Annotated in this window: 15 protein-coding genes; 9 read left to right on the plus strand and 6 right to left on the minus strand. The window is 65.3% G+C overall.

Annotated elements, in window-relative coordinates; genetic code table 11:
* Positions 1–234 precede the first annotated feature (234 nt).
* Positions 235–1,926 (minus strand): Ig-like domain-containing domain, encoded by a 1,692-nt coding sequence (locus IFSED24_RS13715; RefSeq protein ID WP_491332036.1) that lies wholly within the window; start codon positions 1,924–1,926, stop codon positions 235–237.
* Positions 1,927–2,042: 116 nt separating this feature from the next.
* Positions 2,043–3,065 carry a hypothetical protein gene (locus IFSED24_RS13720; RefSeq protein ID WP_491332037.1) on the minus strand — a complete coding sequence of 341 codons (1,023 nt, stop codon included), beginning with the start codon at positions 3,063–3,065 and terminating at the stop codon, positions 2,043–2,045.
* Positions 3,066–3,134: 69 nt separating this feature from the next.
* Here IFSED24_RS13720 and IFSED24_RS13725 point away from each other — a divergent pair, with 69 nt between their 5' ends.
* Positions 3,135–3,404, plus strand: a complete 270-nt coding sequence (locus IFSED24_RS13725; protein WP_491332038.1) for an Lcl C-terminal domain-containing protein — start codon at positions 3,135–3,137, stop codon at positions 3,402–3,404.
* 56 nt (positions 3,405–3,460) lie between these two features.
* Here the strand turns inward: IFSED24_RS13725 and IFSED24_RS13730 are convergent, their stop codons facing one another.
* Positions 3,461–4,405: a FlgD immunoglobulin-like domain containing protein gene (locus IFSED24_RS13730; RefSeq protein ID WP_491332039.1), complete on the minus strand. Its 945-nt coding sequence runs from the start codon at positions 4,403–4,405 to the stop codon at positions 3,461–3,463.
* A 272-nt stretch (positions 4,406–4,677) separates the two neighbouring features.
* On the opposite strand from IFSED24_RS13730, the gene IFSED24_RS13735 reads away from it, so the two are divergent.
* Complete coding sequence (locus IFSED24_RS13735; protein ID WP_491332040.1) at positions 4,678–5,910, plus strand: pyridoxal phosphate-dependent aminotransferase; 1,233 nt, start codon at positions 4,678–4,680, stop codon at positions 5,908–5,910.
* Here the strand turns inward: IFSED24_RS13735 and IFSED24_RS13740 are convergent.
* Positions 5,907–6,677: a nitrilase-related carbon-nitrogen hydrolase gene (locus tag IFSED24_RS13740; protein ID WP_491332041.1), complete on the minus strand. Its 771-nt coding sequence runs from the start codon at positions 6,675–6,677 to the stop codon at positions 5,907–5,909. The two genes, IFSED24_RS13735 and IFSED24_RS13740, sit on opposite strands and share 4 nt — an antisense overlap.
* A 79-nt stretch (positions 6,678–6,756) precedes the next feature.
* The gene (locus tag IFSED24_RS13745; protein ID WP_491332042.1) at positions 6,757–8,400 is read right to left on the minus strand and encodes a M28 family peptidase; all 1,644 of its coding nucleotides are present in this window, start codon (positions 8,398–8,400) and stop codon (positions 6,757–6,759) included.
* Between the two features lie 176 nt (positions 8,401–8,576).
* Here IFSED24_RS13745 and IFSED24_RS13750 point away from each other — a divergent pair, with 176 nt between their 5' ends.
* From IFSED24_RS13750 to IFSED24_RS13770, 5 genes are all read left to right on the plus strand, one after another.
* On the plus strand, positions 8,577–8,834 hold the full coding sequence (locus tag IFSED24_RS13750; protein ID WP_491332043.1) for a hypothetical protein: 258 nt from the start codon (positions 8,577–8,579) through the stop codon (positions 8,832–8,834).
* A gap of 225 nt (positions 8,835–9,059) precedes the next feature.
* A complete protein-coding gene (locus IFSED24_RS13755) occupies positions 9,060–10,721 on the plus strand; it encodes a right-handed parallel beta-helix repeat-containing protein (RefSeq protein WP_491332044.1) in 1,662 nt (553 codons plus the stop codon).
* 152 nt (positions 10,722–10,873) lie between these two features.
* Positions 10,874–11,560: a hypothetical protein gene (locus IFSED24_RS13760; RefSeq protein WP_491332045.1), complete on the plus strand. Its 687-nt coding sequence runs from the start codon at positions 10,874–10,876 to the stop codon at positions 11,558–11,560.
* Positions 11,561–11,622: 62 nt separating this feature from the next.
* Positions 11,623–12,099, plus strand: a complete 477-nt coding sequence (locus tag IFSED24_RS13765) for a methyltransferase family protein (protein ID WP_491332046.1) — start codon at positions 11,623–11,625, stop codon at positions 12,097–12,099.
* 163 nt (positions 12,100–12,262) lie between these two features.
* Positions 12,263–12,790 (plus strand): hypothetical protein, encoded by a 528-nt coding sequence (locus IFSED24_RS13770; RefSeq protein WP_491332047.1) that lies wholly within the window; start codon positions 12,263–12,265, stop codon positions 12,788–12,790.
* Between the two features lie 33 nt (positions 12,791–12,823).
* Here the strand turns inward: IFSED24_RS13770 and IFSED24_RS13775 are convergent, their stop codons facing one another.
* Positions 12,824–13,927, minus strand: coding sequence for a DUF481 domain-containing protein (locus tag IFSED24_RS13775; protein ID WP_491332048.1), 1,104 nt, complete (start codon positions 13,925–13,927; stop codon positions 12,824–12,826).
* A 153-nt stretch (positions 13,928–14,080) separates the two neighbouring features.
* Between IFSED24_RS13775 and IFSED24_RS13780 the strand changes: the two genes are divergently transcribed.
* Positions 14,081–14,452, plus strand: coding sequence for a VOC family protein (locus tag IFSED24_RS13780; RefSeq protein ID WP_491332049.1), 372 nt, complete (start codon positions 14,081–14,083; stop codon positions 14,450–14,452).
* A 34-nt stretch (positions 14,453–14,486) separates the two neighbouring features.
* Entirely contained in the window at positions 14,487–14,948 is a 462-nt protein-coding gene (locus tag IFSED24_RS13785; RefSeq protein WP_491332050.1) for a DUF4844 domain-containing protein, read from the plus strand.
* The last annotated feature ends 21 nt before the right edge of the window (positions 14,949–14,969 follow it).

Consider the following 14,969-nt stretch of genomic DNA (forward strand, 5'->3'; position numbering starts at 1 on the left):
CAAATACCTGCCGATCAGCGATCGGCTGCAGCGAAACATGTCCCGAGTTGTTCCGCGCAGAATGTTGCCGACCCCTATCTTGCAGTTTCCTCTGCATGGAAAATCACGATCGGTACAATCCAGCGCGGATCCCACCCCACTGCGCCTCGTGCCATACCGCCTCCTGTCGACCGCCATCGAGGGAAAAGGGCGCCTCCCGCCAGGGAGGCGCCCTTCCCAAATCCGCAGTCAGACCTAGTCCAGGTCGAGCTGCAGCCACCGATCATACGCGTACCAGACGTCCTCCTCGAGAGCGTCCTCGCGATACTTCTCGCGGACAAGTCCCACACCCGGCGCGTACCAGTACGTCGACGCATCCATGCTGATGAGCGAACTGCCGGCACGAAGCTCGATGGACAATTCCACCCGCCACACGTCGGTCCAGACCACCGAGAAGCCGTCGTATTCGAAGGTCAGATCCTCCTGTCCGACCACCATCCCCGTGCCGGACACGGTCAACGTACCCTCGGGCATGGTGATCGTGGCGCTATCCGTCCACTCGTTGTCGGCCTCGAACGGCAGCTCGAGAATGGAGAGCGGGCTGCTGGCGAACCGTTCGGTGAACCCGTCGTCGCTCTCGGCGAAACCGGCCAACTCGATCCCGGAGGCCGACACTTCCAGGATCTCGTAGTAGTCCTGGGTCAGCCATTCGTCGTAGAACTCCACCCTGTCCCACTGGCCCGCCGTGCCCCGGGCGCGGAACTCGTACCAGATGGTTTCGTCACCCGAATCGGTGGGAATGTCGCTGCCGGCGTCACCCTCGGACCATTCGCCCACGGTGATCCAGCGACGCTCGTCCCACACGGGATACGGATCGGCGGTGCCGGCCACGGTGCCGGTCCACTCGGTCTCGCCGCTCTGCACGTTGCCGCTGACGTCGGCGTACTCGGCGAAGACCACCCGCAGCGGCAAGCCGGCAGGCAGGTCGGCGGGCAGGTCGACCGTCAGCACCATCTGATCCATGTCCCACTCGGGCTCCTGGTCAGCCTGGCTCAGCAGCCAGGCGAACTGGCCGCTGAGGAAGGTCGGCGCGAAATCGACGGTGTCGATGGGCTCGTCGAACGTGATGGTGATCGCGGTCTGGTTGGCCGGCAGGGTCGAGCCGCTGGGCGGATCGATGGACACGATCGTGGGCGGCGTTGCGTCCAGGACCTCGCCGGTGGTGAACGTGAACACGTAGGGCTCGGCGAGGCTGCCCTGGTTCGATTGCACGTCCGTCCCCACGGTGACGGTGATCTCGCTGGAAGCGGCCAGCGATTCCGTGGGTTGCAGGCGGAACCGGTAGGCGTCGATCGCCTCGACCGTGAACGGGACGGGAGCCCTGGTGTCGTCGCTGATGGTGACGCCGGTCTCGAGGGACGTCTGGACCACCAAGCTGGAGAACAGCAACTCGATGGACGTGGCCCGGTTGACGTCCGTGGCGCCGTCGGCCGGTGTGTGTTCCAGCACCATGAGTTCGCTCGCCATGGTCCAGTAGGACAGGTTCAGCGGCGCCGCGAGCTGGTTCCCGGCGACGTCCGCCAATCCCGTGCCCACGAGAACACTGACCTCGGTCGCCTCGGGCCAGCCCTCGTATTCGATCGACAGGCTCGAATCGCTACTCCAGTCGGCCAGGAGCAGGTTGCCATCGCTCATGCTGATCTGGCCGGTGGGATCGGACTGATCCATGGGTTCGCTGAAGTTGATCATGATGGAACCAGCCGTCTGTACTTCCAGCGCACCATCTTGCGGAAACACGTCGATTACCGTGGGGGCCGTGGTGTCACCGTCGCCGCCGCCGGGGTCCATGGGATCACCATCGTCGTCATCGCTGCTGCAAGCAGGAACGATGGCGGCGAGCGCGATCACGCCGAAAGCCAGGATGAGTCGTCGCCAGGGGCTGTTCATGAATTCCTCCACATGGTGTGATAGCATGATTTCAATAAATAGGACATATAGCATCTTAATTGATGGCGAACGCATCCGAAAGAGGTTAATTCCCCGTTGCGTCGGGGAGCGTCAGCCTAGAACCGCCAGATCACGCGCGCACCGGCGTCGACCAGGATGTCCATGGACAGTTCGCCCTCGGCCGAGCCGACATCTCCACTCTCGGGATTCAGGTAATCGGCGCGGAATAGCAGTCCGACCACCGGCATGAGAGCCAGCCTGGGCAAGGTATAGCGACCATCGGCAGGGGGACCGGCCAGCACGATGCTCGGATTCCAGCCGAAATCCACGAGCATGGAGAAGCTGCCGCTTCCTCCGTACAAGCTCTGCCCCACTTCGCCCTGCGGCTCGAAATCCACCTGGCCCACGCGGAGCAGGAAATCCCAGCTGTTGCTGCCCACCTGACCAAAGGCTCCGGTTCCCGAGATCCGCGTTTCCACCACCAGGTTTCCCCCGTTGTCCTCGGCGTAATCCATGGACTCGTGCGGTTTCTCCAGCACCGATCGGTAGAGTCCCAGACGCAGGTAGTGGTCGGCGGGGCCGAAGCGGACCAGGGTCAGGTACCAGTCCTCGAAGTTGGCCTGGTACTGGAACTGGTCACCGACGTCGAGGACGATGAGGCCGGAATCCCGGCTGGCGAAAACGGCCTGCTCCACGGCGATGCCCTTGCCGTAGAAGAACAGGCGCCGGTAGTCGAGGCGGAGTCCGGACAGGAACTTCATGAATCCGCTGCTCTCGGGACTCACGACGCCGAACAGCTGCAGGAAGGCGATGTAGTCCTGCAGGGCCGTGGTCGCCGAAGTCGTCTTCTCGATGACTTCCTTCTGCTCGGGAGCAGTGCCGAAGGGGCCCGTGATGCTCAGGCCGAAGACGTCATGATTGCCATAGCGCAGCGCGCAGGCGGCCGCCCAGGAGCTCGCCGGCTCGGCCTCGTAGTCGATGGCATGGCCGGTGTACTCCTCGTTGTCGTCATCGTCGCTGGTGAACCACCACGAGATGTAAGAGCCGCCTTCCACGTCGAGGCCCCAGGGCGAGGCCCAGACCGATGGAGCCAGAAGCACACCACCGAACAGGATGAAGAGGATCAGGGTGCGTGGCATGGTGGTCTCTCCAGGTCATGGGTTTTCCCGAAAATTGATAGTCAGAAATCGCGGGACGCGGAACGTATCATGCCGCGAGGAGCGCTGACAAGGCGCACTCGCCTCGCCGTTGTCCGGGGCGACGGCTGGCGCCTGCCGACCATCAAGGAACTGGATTACCTGGTCATGTTCAGCGGCGAGGATGTCTCTCCGGAAAGCCCCGACGGCAACGTGCCGTTCATCGACACCGACGCCTTCTACTGGAGCGGCACGACCCACGCGTACGCCACGGGGCAAGACCCGCAGGGTGATGCCATCCGGATCGATAATTTCGTGCGGCTGGTCCGAGGCGGTGCCTGAACCCAGTCTGGATAGGGTGGGGCGAAGGCCAACCCCACCCACCAAAAGAGACGAGGTCAGCGTACGAGCACCATCGAATGCGTCATGCTGGCCGTGCTGGTTTCGAGCCGGCACAGGTACTGCCCCGAGTTCACGGGGCGACCGCTGGCATCGGTGCCGTTCCAGCGCACGCTATGGCGACCCGCTTCCAGGTGACCTTCGCTCATCACCCTGACCAGTGCACCGTCCACGGAATACACGGCGACCCGCACCGGGCCCGCGCGATCGACGGTGAAGCTGATGGTCGTCTGGGGGTTGAAGGGATTGGGGAAGCTGGTCACCAGGAGCGCCGGAGAGGCGGTGTCGGGAGCCGGCGTGCCGGCACAATCGCCGTCGTCGCCGTCGTAGATCCCGTCGCCATCGTTGTCCTGACCTTGCGGAGCCCCGGCAAAATTCTCGCTGCCATCGTCGTTGCAGCTGCCCGTGGGCATGTTGGGGTGGCCGGTGCCCGGGTTGGCATAGTAGGGGGGCAGGACATCTTCACCCACGGTGGTGTAGTTGGCGGGGTCGGAATCCTCGTGACAGTTCAAGCAGACGGTCACACCGGCAACGTGGTGATGCTGACGAAGCCCCGCCCCGTACCCGTGCGGGCTTTCCGGGTTGCCGGCCCCGTTGTCCTCCGCGCGACCATGGCAGCCCATGCAGCTGATGGCCGCCAGCCCGTTGCCACCCTGGGATGAGGCCAGCAGGACGGGGAACTCGTTGTTGCCGTGGCAGGCATCGCAATCGCCGTTGAGCATGGTGGAGCGGTGGATGTTGTGGAGGTTGCCCCAGAGCATCCCGTCGGTGGGGGACACGTAGTTGGACGCCCGGAAATCGCCGTGACACGCACCGCAATAGGTCGCGTCATCGTTCTGGGACCAGCGATCGTAGGCCTGGGAATCGACGGCAAGCGTGAGGATGAACAGGAGGCCGACCAGGAGCAGGGTGGATTGGGATGTGCGGGAGAGGAAACGATTCATGTCAGCACCTCGATGGCTGGAGGCTGGTTGGAGTCAGGATTGATGTCTGGAATCCATTGCGGCTAGCATTATGGTCGGTTTTTATCTTAGCAAAAAGGATAACCACATGTCATCTGCATTCTGGAAGCTGGCCACGCCCGGCGTCAGGGAGATTGCCGGATCGGCCCGGGAAACCACGAGGTGGGTTGTGAATGAACCGACGTTTGGCCGCGACACAAAAGTGGGGTAGATTGGTCCCATAAGTCGCCCTGTCCCCCACCCGAGGTCCTGCCATGAGCCGTCCCTATGCCTCCGCGTTCACGTCCATCGGCCTGTCCCCCATCGTCGCCATCAGCGAGCAGATCCGCTCCATCGCTCCGGTATTCGAGCAGGACGGCGAGCGTTTCGCCTACCTGCAGCGCGGCGAGCTGGCCGATCCCACGCCTCCCTTCGTGATCGAGGCCACCAAGCGGGCGCTGGACGCCGGCCTCACCCGGTACCCCAAGGCCGGCGGCGAACCGTGGTTCAAGGAGGCGGTGGTGGCCCACATGGCCGCCGAGCACGGCATCACCGACATCGGGCCCGAGCACGTCATCTGCACCTACGGCGGCCAGGAGGGCTTGCAGCTCGTGTTCGCCCTGCTCGGCGGCGGCCGCGTGCTCAGCTTCGGCCCTGCCTGGAGCTGCGTGCTCGAGAACATCTTCCCCTACACCGGCTACGAGGTCGACATCCTGGACCTGGTCGAGGACCAGGGCCGGCTGCAGGTCGACTTCGCCGCGCTCGACCGCAAGCTCGCCACGGCGGACGTGCTGTACCTCAACACTCCTCAGAACCCCTCCGGCAAGGTGTTCTCGCGCGATGAACTCGAGCGCATCGACGCGCTTTGCCGCCGTCACGGCGTGCGTATCGTCTCGGACGAGGCCTACAAGGACTTCGTGTTCGACGGCCGTGAGCACGTGAGCCCGCTGAGTCTGCCGGGCGATCACATCATCGGGGTCTACACCTGCAGCAAGTCGTTCGCCGCCACCGGCTTCCGGATCGGTTTCACCATCTGCCGCGACCCCGACCTCATCGCCCGACTGACCCTGGGCGAATACACCCAGACCGCCGGCGTGGTGCCCTTCATCCAGCGGGCCTTCGCCGACGTGCTCGGGCTCGAGGAGCCCCGCCGTACGTGGCAGACCGGACTGGTCGCCACGCTGCAGCGGCGACGCGATCTGATCGCCGATCGACTGGCGGAATACTTCCCGGACGGGCTCTACCGCCCCGAGGGTGCCTTCTACTTCTTCCTCAACCTGACCGGCTTGATGCCCGCGGCACCGGCGGGTATGGCGGCGAGCGACCACCACGTGGCGCGCTTCCTGGAGCAGGGCATCGCCGTGGTGCCGGGCACGGCCTTCGGTGGCGAGCGGTTCGCGTCGCACGTGCGGCTGTCGTTCTCCGGGGTGAGCGACGAGGTGCTGACGGCCGCCCTGGACCGCATGCTCACCGGCGTGCTGGCCAGAGCCGATCGGGCCGCCGGCTAGAACCGGCGATCGTCGAGGAAGGGAAACCGGTGGCGGATCGTCGCTACCTCGTCGAGGTCGAGGGTCGCGGTGACCAGGCCGGCCTCGGCGCCGCCGTGGGCGCGGGTGACGCCAAACGGGTCGATGATGGCCGTGCCGCCGGTGAAGCCGAGTCCGCCGCCCTCGCCCACGCGGTTGACCCCCACCACGAACTGCTGGTTCTCGATGGCCCGGGCCACCAGCAGCGCGTCCCAGTGCGCCTGCCGCGCCTCGGGCCACGAGGCGATCACCACCACCAGGGCCGTGTCACGAGCCACCAGGCGGAACAGTTCGGGGAAGCGCAGATCGTAGCAGATGAAACAGGCGACCCCCGCGCCCGCCAGGGAGAACGGGCGTGGCCCTTCGCCGGCGTGGTGCGCCTCGTGCTCGCCCAGGATGCCCACCAGGTGCGTCTTGTGGTACTCGGCCAGGTCCGTGCCTTCGGGACCGACCGCCAGCGCCGCGTTCAGCGCGCGCCCGTCCTTCCCGGCCCGCACGTAGCCGCCGATCACGGCGACCGAGAGCTCGCGTGCCAGCCGGCGCAGGAAGGTGGGTGTGGCGCCGTCGGGAGTCTCGGCCGTGACGCGGGGATTCATGGAGAAGCCCGTGGCGAACATCTCGGGCAGGATCACCAGCCGGGCGCCGCCGGCCACCGCCTGTTCGGCCCAGGCGCGGGCACGGCGCATGTTCTCGGCGCGGTCCTCCCAGGCCAGATCCATCTGCACGGCAGCCACGTTGAGTTCGGTCATGCCGGCGACCTTCCGTCGAGGCGATGGTCGGTCCAGCCCGGACCCGACCGTCGCGGATGACCCGAGTCCGCCAGTCGAGCTAGCGGATCAGATTCAGCTTCTGGCTGGCCAGCCCCGCCGTCGTCCGCAACCGCGCCACGTAGACCCCGCTCGGCACCGCCTGCCCGGACTGGTCGAGCCCCTGCCAGTCGACCTCGTGCACGCCCGCCAGGAAGTCCCCCGCCGCGACCGTCGCGATCCGGCGCCCATGCACGTCGTAGACGGCCAGTTCCCCGCTGGCCGGAACATCCAGGCTGAACGACAGCCTGGTCAGCGGATTGAACGGATTCGGATAGGCCGCCAGCCGCACCAGCGGAACGGCCGGCGCAGGCACACCGGTCGTCTGGCCCATCAGGCCGCCCACATCCGCCAGCGTTCCCGCGGCCGCGCGCGCGATCTGCAATCCGAGCGGCGCCGTCGTCTCGATCCGCTCCCATGTATCCGTCGTCCGGTGATAGTACGGATACTCGCTCCAGTCCCAGTCGATGGCCAGGAATGCCGCGATCCCGGCCTGCTGGAACGGCACGTGGTCGCTGCCCCAGCTGTGGTACGTCTCCAGGAACCGTATGTCGGTGACCGCGGCCACGTTGTTCGCCATGGCCGTCATCAACCACTGCCAGTCGTGCTCGCCCTCGATCACCACCCCGTAGTTGCGGTCGTGGAAGGCCACCATGTCGGCGGTGATCGCCGCCACCATGGTCCGCCCCTCGGCCACCGCCTCGTCCACGAAGTGCTGGCTCCCCCGCAGGCCGATCTCCTCCGCATCGAACAGCACGAACTGCACCGAGCGTTCGAACTGCCGTCCGGCGCTCACACGCGCCAGCTCCATCACCAGGCTGGTGCCGGACGCGTTGTCCTCGGCGCCGGGCGCGTTGGTCCCCGCCTGCTCCGACGTGCTGTCGAAATGTCCGCCCACCACCACGATCTCGTCCGGGGTCACCGTCCCGGTCAGCGTGGCGACCACGTTGTGGCAGGTGTGCCCGTTGGCCACGAAGTCGTCGAGCTCCACGGTGTACCCGTAGCCGGCCAGCTTCTGCGCCAGATAATCGGCGACCAGCTCGTTGCCCGCCGTGTTGTAGTACCGCGTGCTGACTGTCTGAGGGCCGCCATCGAACCAGAAGGCCACGTCGCCGGTGATCTCGCGGATGAGCTGGTTGAAGGCCTGCTGATCGAGGCCGTCGACGTAGGCGGCCTTAAGAGCGGGGTCGACCATGGGCGGCGTGATCTCGAGCTTGGCGGCCTTGGCGCCAGCCGCCGCCGGTACCAGGGGAGTGCGGTCGAGGTACTGGATGCGCAGGGCGGCGGCGAGGAACCCGTCGAGCCGAGCGCGCGGGACCTCGACCACCCAGGCGGTCTCGCTCACCAGATGGACGTGGCCGAAAGAGGCAGGATCCACCGGTGCCGCAAGCTCGCCTTCACGAGCCGGTCGTGGGCGATCCACCAGGTACCACTCTCCATCCGCGAACCGCGGTGCCAGCTCCTCGCCGCCCACGGCCTCGTGCCCCGGACCACGGCGATCCACCACCAGCAAGCCCTCGGGCAGCTGCCAGGTGGAGAGCGCACGGCTGGGCTGGCCGGGGGCGACCTGATCCCTGGTGGCATCTGGCACGAAGTGGACGCCTGCGGCGGCCGGGATGGCCAGCAGGAGTGCGAACACGGCGGCGAGCGCGAGGCGCTTGGTCATGTCGATCGATCCTCTGGAGGCGGCTTGAAGTTGGCCAGGAGCTAGATCCGGCCGGGCTGGCCAAAGGGCCGTCCCGACCGGACTACCGGAATGGTAGCACGGGGGGTGATAAGAGGCAATTCGGCGCAACCTTGCCCGGCCCGGCTGCGTTGTCAGACCTACGGAGGTCGTCGACCATGCATGATCCCTTTCGTTCCCTGAGATTCCTGTTCATGGCGCCGCTGATCCTGGTCTTCCTGACGGTGGTCAACTGGATGACCTCGCCCGGCGACTGGTGGGTGCAGTGGGCCGCCCTCGGTCTGGGCATCGCCTGGGTCATCAGCCTGTTCCGGGTGATCCGGGGCGTCATCGTGCTGGGCGGACTGTCGGCCCTGGGCGTGTACCTGTGGCGCCGGCAAGAGCGGCAACAGCCGCGGGATCCGCGGCAGATCTAGGCAACCGCAGCCAGCTCCGTCAACGTCCAGCAGCCGCCACGCACCAGCCAGCGCAGCGGGCAGGAGCCTCGGCCTCGCCCGCCGTGCCCCCTGCCACCGCCGACCATTTGACTCCAGATATGCAAAAAGGGTAGAATACGGTCAGCGGAAGCGACGCTGCCCCGGACCGAGACACGTCTTCCCGCTCTCACTCATCTGCCAATCGCGCAGATCGGAGGAACCATCATGTGTTGGAACCATCGCCCAGCACGCCCCGTTGTGGGAGCGTGCGTCTTCCTGTTGCTCTCGATGGTGCCGGGATTCAGCCTCGCCGACACCCCCGTCCCCGGTGGCGAGGTCTCCGGCGTCTGGACGGCGGCCGGCTCGCCCTACCTGATCAACGGCGAGATCTCCGTGCCCCTCGATCAGACCCTGACCATCGAACCGGGGGTCGAGGTGCGTTTCCAGGGCTGGTACAAGTTCATCGTCAGGGGCTGCCTGCTGGCCGTCGGCACGGAGAACGACACCATCCGGTTCCAGGCCGAGGTGCCAGCCACGGGGTGGCACTCGCTGCGGTTCCTCGACACCGAACCCAACGCCCAACCCCGCTCGGAGGTGCGGTACTGCCGCATCCAGGACGGCTACGCCTGGGGCACCTGTCCCGACAACAGCGGCGGCGGCATCTACATCGCCCACGCCACGGTGACGGTGGCCAACTGCCTGATCCGCGACAACGAGGCCGTCTACGGCCTGGCCACCTGGGGCGGCGGCGGGATCTACTGCGATGCCGCGAGCAACGTGTCCATCCTGGACAACGTCATCTGCGAGAACTTCACCGACCATGACGGCGGCGGGATCTACTGCCTGATGTCGTCACCCGACATCCACGGCAACACGATCACCGGCAACACCGCCGGGCGCGGAGCGGGCCTGGCCTGCTTCAACTTCGCCTCGCCCGACGTGCAGGGCAACGACATCAGCGGGAACCACGGCGAGGGCGTCTACCTCTCCGGAGGATTCGCCTGGCTGGTCAACAACACGATCACCGACAACGAGGGCAGCGGGATCCACTGCTACCTGACGAATCCTTACCTCATCGGCAACCTCATCGCCGGCAACACGGCGCTGCGGGGCGGCGGCCTGTGGAACGAAGGCTCCAATCCCCAGGTCACCAACAACACCATCGCCGACAACACGGCCACCAGCCAGGGCGGCGGCATCTACAACACCTTCGTCATGGCGGGCGTGATCCAGCCGTCCAATCCCAGTTGCACCAACGACATCCTCTGGGGCAACACGGCGCCTGACGGGCCGCAGATGTACACGAACACGAACTGCATCGCGGCCGTCCGCTACTGCGACGTCGCGGATATGTCGGGTTCGGGATGCGTCGGCGCAGTGAGCACCGGCCCCGGCAATATCGAGGACCCGCCCCTCTTCGACACGGCGGGACCGCACCCCTACGCCCTGACCGCCGATTCTCCCTGCCGCGATGCCGGCATGCCCGGCACGCCGAACCTGCCGGCGCTGGACCTCGTGGGCCACGCCCGGGTCATCGACGGCATCGTGGACATGGGCGCCTACGAGTTCACCGCCAGCATCGCCGCTCCCGACGCCACGCCTGCCGCGGTCCGGATCCTGGCGCAGAATCGGCCCAACCCGTTCAACCCCAGCACCGTCATCACCTTCACGCTGGATCGGCCACAGAATCTGACCCTGGCCGTCTTCGATGCAGCAGGCCGGCACGTGGCGACGCTGCTCGAGGGTCACGTCGAGGCCGGCCCCGGATCGGTCGTCTGGCACGGCAACGACGACCTGGGGAGGGCGGCGCCCTCAGGTCTCTATCTGTATCGGATCGTGCTGGAAGGCGGCGACACCGAGACACGCAGCATGACGCTGGTGCGGTAGTCTGGAAGCGGTCGACGACAACGACAGGCAACTGGATGCCCAGGTGTGCGGCGTGCTATGATTGTGGGGAGGCCGTTTCTTCGAGGCGCGGTCCTTCGCCGCAGCGGGCGAGGCTCGCGTACCGACACCAACAACCGGAGGGAGTCTCCAGGATGACCAGGCTACTGAAGTGCATCCTCTTCATGGTCCTCGGCGCCAGCCTCGCCACCGCCCAGGTCGTCGACATCGACGACATCCAGCAATACCTGCCCGACGGAACACCGAACAGCCCCTTCGACGGGCAGACCGTCACGGTGGAAGGAACGGTCTACGTCCCCGCCGGCGTCTACAACGCCGGCACGCATTACATCCAGGACGCCACCGGCGGCCTTCCGTTCTACCTGCCGGGCACCGGTCTGGAGATCGGCGACGTGGTCGCGGTCACCGGAGTGGTCGATGTTTTCAGCGGCGAGATCCAGATCATGAGCCCCGACTTTTCGGTGGTCGGTTCGGCTGCCGAGCCGGATCCGCTGGTGCTGACACCGGACGAGGTGCTCGCGGACTACGAGAACGTGGGCAGCTTCGCGGCGGTCACCGGCATCGTGCTGGTCGTGGGATCCAGTTCCTTCGAACTGGCCACCAGCGTCGGCGAGAACCTTTACGTCTACATCGACAGCTCCACGGGCATCGACATCTCCGCCGTCGACGTGGGTGACACGTACCTCGTGCTCGGTCCCGTGGTCGTGTTCAACGGCCAGATCGAATTGAAGCCCCGGTTCCAGGACGACCTGCTGGAGGATCCCGGCGTCGTGGCCGCCAAGGCCGCCACGCTGACCGAGGTCAGGAACCTCTTCCGCTGAGATGGCGTGACCATGTCGAGGACCAGGCAGTCGGATCGGGTCGCCAGGAGCGGGAGCCCGACATGAACGTCCTGGCGCGCACATTGACGTACGCGACTCTCTTCATCGGCCTGGTGCTGGTCTTCATCCCTGCACGGCTGCTGTCCTGGTCCGGCATCGAAAAGCCGGAATCCATCGGACTCCTGCAGGTTTCCGGATTATCGCTTGGCATTGCCGGTGCGGTGCTGGCCGCGTGGTGCGTTCTGGCCTTCGTTCGCCTGGGCAAGGGCACGCCCGCACCATTCGACCCACCCCGGCGATTGGTCGTTCTCGGCCCCTACCGCCTTGTCCGGAACCCCATGTATCTTGGCGCCGGCTTCGCCCTGGTCGGAGCCACGCTCTTCTACGAGTCGCTCCAGCTCCTCGCCTACACAGGTTTGCTGTTTCTCGCGGCCCACCTGTTCGTGCTCTTCCACGAGGAGCCTCGGCTGAGGCGGCTCTTCGGTGAGCAGTATACCGTCTATACGCAGACCGTGGGGCGGTGGTGCCCGAAGCGGTGACGTCCCCGGCCACGGCGGGATCACCGAACGGGAAACTCGCTAAAACAGGTGCGCAAGCATCTCATTTTATCTTTCTTGTAGCCTCTGGCCCAGGTACCCGGACACGCGGCCTGTCCGCGTCTCGGGCTCCTGCCACCGACTCGATCATCCGAGGAGAGAAACGATGAAGACCTTCGCCCTTCTTCTGACCCTTTCGCTGCTCACGCTGCCCGCCCTGGCCGGCGATCACCCCACGACCGACGACCATCCCATGGCCACCGAATCCGGCTGGTTCGACCTCGAGAACTGCGCGTTCTGCAAGAACCTGCTCACCGATCCCGAGTTGCTGGAACACATGACCTGGGAGACTCACCGGATCGAGAACGGCATGATGTACATCTCCACGGTCGATCCCGGCTACGAGAAGTCCTACGACGCCGCCAACAAGGCCATGGAGAAGCTGGGCAACGACATGATGACCGGCGCGGTCAACCCGATGCAGGTCAAGATGTGCGGCTCCTGCGCGGAGTTCGGGCAGCTGATGATGGCGGGCGCCAAGATGGAGACCATCGACGGCGACGCGGCGGACATCACGCTGATCACCGCGACGGATCCCGCGCTGGTGGCCAAGCTCCACGCCTACGCCGACCGCAACAACAAGGAGATGGCCGAGATGATGGCCTCGAGTCACGATCACTCGCACCACCACTAGGCCGGACACCTGTTGCGGCGGGACGCGCCGCGCTCAGAAATCGTAAGCAAGCCCAAAGACCAGCTGGGTGTCGTCCTGCTTCGGTACCGACCCGTCGGCCTCCGCCTTTGGTTTTTCCGTGCGATCCCAGATCACGGAAACATCCAGGTCGAAGTCATCGATCAGCTCGAACGACAACTGGGCGAGCAGGTGGTGGGTGTAGCGTCCGTTGGCGTCGTCCAGCCAACGCATGGAGTAATCGAACAGGACGTCGAGCCGATTCGACAGCTCATAGTCATAGACCGTTCCGATGGCCAGGAACTGTGAGCCCGCAGATTCATCCTGACCGACCTCCACCGACTGGAAACGGGTACGCTGATAACCGAAACCCGCCCCCGACCGCCACTCGGTCCTCGCGGTACGAATCAGCTCATATCCATAGCCCGTGTGCAGCGAGAACTGGTCGCCGATATTGCCCAGCGGGTCGCGGAAGTACTCTCCGCCCAGGACCTGCCAGAAGAATCGGGCGGTCAGGAACCAATCGAATGATCCGTTCAACCGCTGATTGTTCGCGATCTCCTCGTCCCGCGTCCTGCTGTAGTTGGCCAGGTAATCCGCGCCGAACCGGGTGAGCGTGGTGCGCCGCTTGGCATTCGCGATGACGGTCAGATCGGCGCTCCTCGAATTGCCGCCCCGGAAGTTGAGGCCCAATCCTGCCGACCCCGACCAGCGATCCTTCTCCCTGCTGGTGTTCTCGGCGATGGAAACGACATGATCCCGATGGATCTCGACCACGCCCCCATCGTCGTGCAACAGCACCTGGTCGCCTTTCATGACCAGGATCCCCGTCAAGACCTTCCGTTCGCGGGAGTCGGTTTCGATCAGCACTCTCTGCGGGTTGCGGGTGCGGATCTGGTAGACGTCCTCGAAGTCCAGGGTCTGCAGATCCAGTTCATCGCTATCGAATTCGAGCGTGTACTCGTACATGACCTCGAGCTCGCCCTTCAGCCATTCACCGGAAACAAGCTGGATCCAGTCGTACTCGTCGTCCGGCGGCGGCACGAACAGGTCCCAGGCATCGGCGGCTGTCTGCGCCGCGCCACTGCCGGCACAAATCAATACCATGAAGATACATAGAAGCGGGTTTCCCTTATGCACGACGGCAGCCTCTGGCATTCATGAGGGCGCGGTTCAGCCGATCATCAGCGATCCTAATCCAGGTTTGATGCGCGAAGAACAACAAATGGAGCTACCATCGGAATGACATGCCGACATCCGCGGGGAACAGGCCAACGAAGAAGGGCAATGCCAATGCAGCTCGGCAATTTTTCCATCAGCCTGGCCGTCAGCGATCTGCAACGATCCAGGGCCTTCTACGAGAAGTTCGGCTTCACGGTCTTCGGGGGCGATGCCGCGCAGAACTGGCTGATCCTGAAGAACGGTGACCACGTGATCGGCCTCTTCCAGGGCATGTTCGAGAAGAACATGTTGACCTTCAATCCCGGCTGGGACAGCAGCGCCAACAAGCTTGAGGACTTCACCGACATACGCGATCTGCAGCGCCAGCTGAAGGCGCAAGGCGTTCCGCTGGTGGCCGAAGCCGACGAGTCGACCACGGGGCCGGCGAGTTTCCTCGCCATCGATCCTGACGGGAACCCGATCCTCGTCGATCAGCACGTCTAGACCCGGCGGCCACCCATACGAAGAGGTCCCTGGCATGACGACATCGCGAATCCACCCATCACCGGCACTGCTGGCCTTCTGGCTCGCCCTGGTCGCGAGCGGCGCGTCGGCGCAGCTCCAGGCCCCGCTGGACAGGATCTTCATCAATCCTGCCATGCACGAGCAGATGCAGCAACTCATGGCACGCGACAAGTTCGCCGAGGACCCCGAGACCCTCTATCCCGGAATGCCCAACCGCGGCATCGCCACCCGCCTGGATCGCGCCATGAATGCCTCACTCGAGATCCTCATGTCGGTGGCCGAGGAGCAGCGGAGCCGGTCGGCGGTGCTGGATCGCGTGCGGAACTTCCTCGCGACCTCCCGGTCCCTGGGCCTGGCCGAGGCGGAGAACGAGCGCATCATCTGGTGCTACGGGCAGGCCTGCGCGATTCTCGACATCGAGGTCGAGGACGGCGTGCTGGAATCCTGGCTGTATGGATCCGGAACGACCCGGTAGGGCCAGGCAGCCCTGACTCGC

The sequence above is a fragment of the Candidatus Latescibacter sp. IFSED24 genome (assembly GCF_058273205.1).

Excerpts from the sequence above, each read along its gene's own strand:
- IFSED24_RS13715 (WP_491332036.1), bottom strand. The coding sequence starts at position 1,926 with ATGAACAGCCCCTGGCGACGACTCATCCTGGCTTTCGGCGTGATCGCG.
- IFSED24_RS13720 (WP_491332037.1), bottom strand. The coding sequence starts at position 3,065 with ATGCCACGCACCCTGATCCTCTTCATCCTGTTCGGTGGTGTGCTTCTG.
- IFSED24_RS13725 (WP_491332038.1), top strand. The coding sequence starts at position 3,135 with ATGCCGCGAGGAGCGCTGACAAGGCGCACTCGCCTCGCCGTTGTCCGG.
- IFSED24_RS13730 (WP_491332039.1), bottom strand. The coding sequence starts at position 4,405 with ATGAATCGTTTCCTCTCCCGCACATCCCAATCCACCCTGCTCCTGGTC.
- IFSED24_RS13735 (WP_491332040.1), top strand. The coding sequence starts at position 4,678 with ATGAGCCGTCCCTATGCCTCCGCGTTCACGTCCATCGGCCTGTCCCCC.
- IFSED24_RS13740 (WP_491332041.1), bottom strand. The coding sequence starts at position 6,677 with ATGACCGAACTCAACGTGGCTGCCGTGCAGATGGATCTGGCCTGGGAG.
- IFSED24_RS13745 (WP_491332042.1), bottom strand. The coding sequence starts at position 8,400 with ATGACCAAGCGCCTCGCGCTCGCCGCCGTGTTCGCACTCCTGCTGGCC.
- IFSED24_RS13750 (WP_491332043.1), top strand. The coding sequence starts at position 8,577 with ATGCATGATCCCTTTCGTTCCCTGAGATTCCTGTTCATGGCGCCGCTG.
- IFSED24_RS13755 (WP_491332044.1), top strand. The coding sequence starts at position 9,060 with ATGTGTTGGAACCATCGCCCAGCACGCCCCGTTGTGGGAGCGTGCGTC.
- IFSED24_RS13760 (WP_491332045.1), top strand. The coding sequence starts at position 10,874 with ATGACCAGGCTACTGAAGTGCATCCTCTTCATGGTCCTCGGCGCCAGC.
- IFSED24_RS13765 (WP_491332046.1), top strand. The coding sequence starts at position 11,623 with ATGAACGTCCTGGCGCGCACATTGACGTACGCGACTCTCTTCATCGGC.
- IFSED24_RS13770 (WP_491332047.1), top strand. The coding sequence starts at position 12,263 with ATGAAGACCTTCGCCCTTCTTCTGACCCTTTCGCTGCTCACGCTGCCC.
- IFSED24_RS13780 (WP_491332049.1), top strand. The coding sequence starts at position 14,081 with ATGCAGCTCGGCAATTTTTCCATCAGCCTGGCCGTCAGCGATCTGCAA.
- IFSED24_RS13785 (WP_491332050.1), top strand. The coding sequence starts at position 14,487 with ATGACGACATCGCGAATCCACCCATCACCGGCACTGCTGGCCTTCTGG.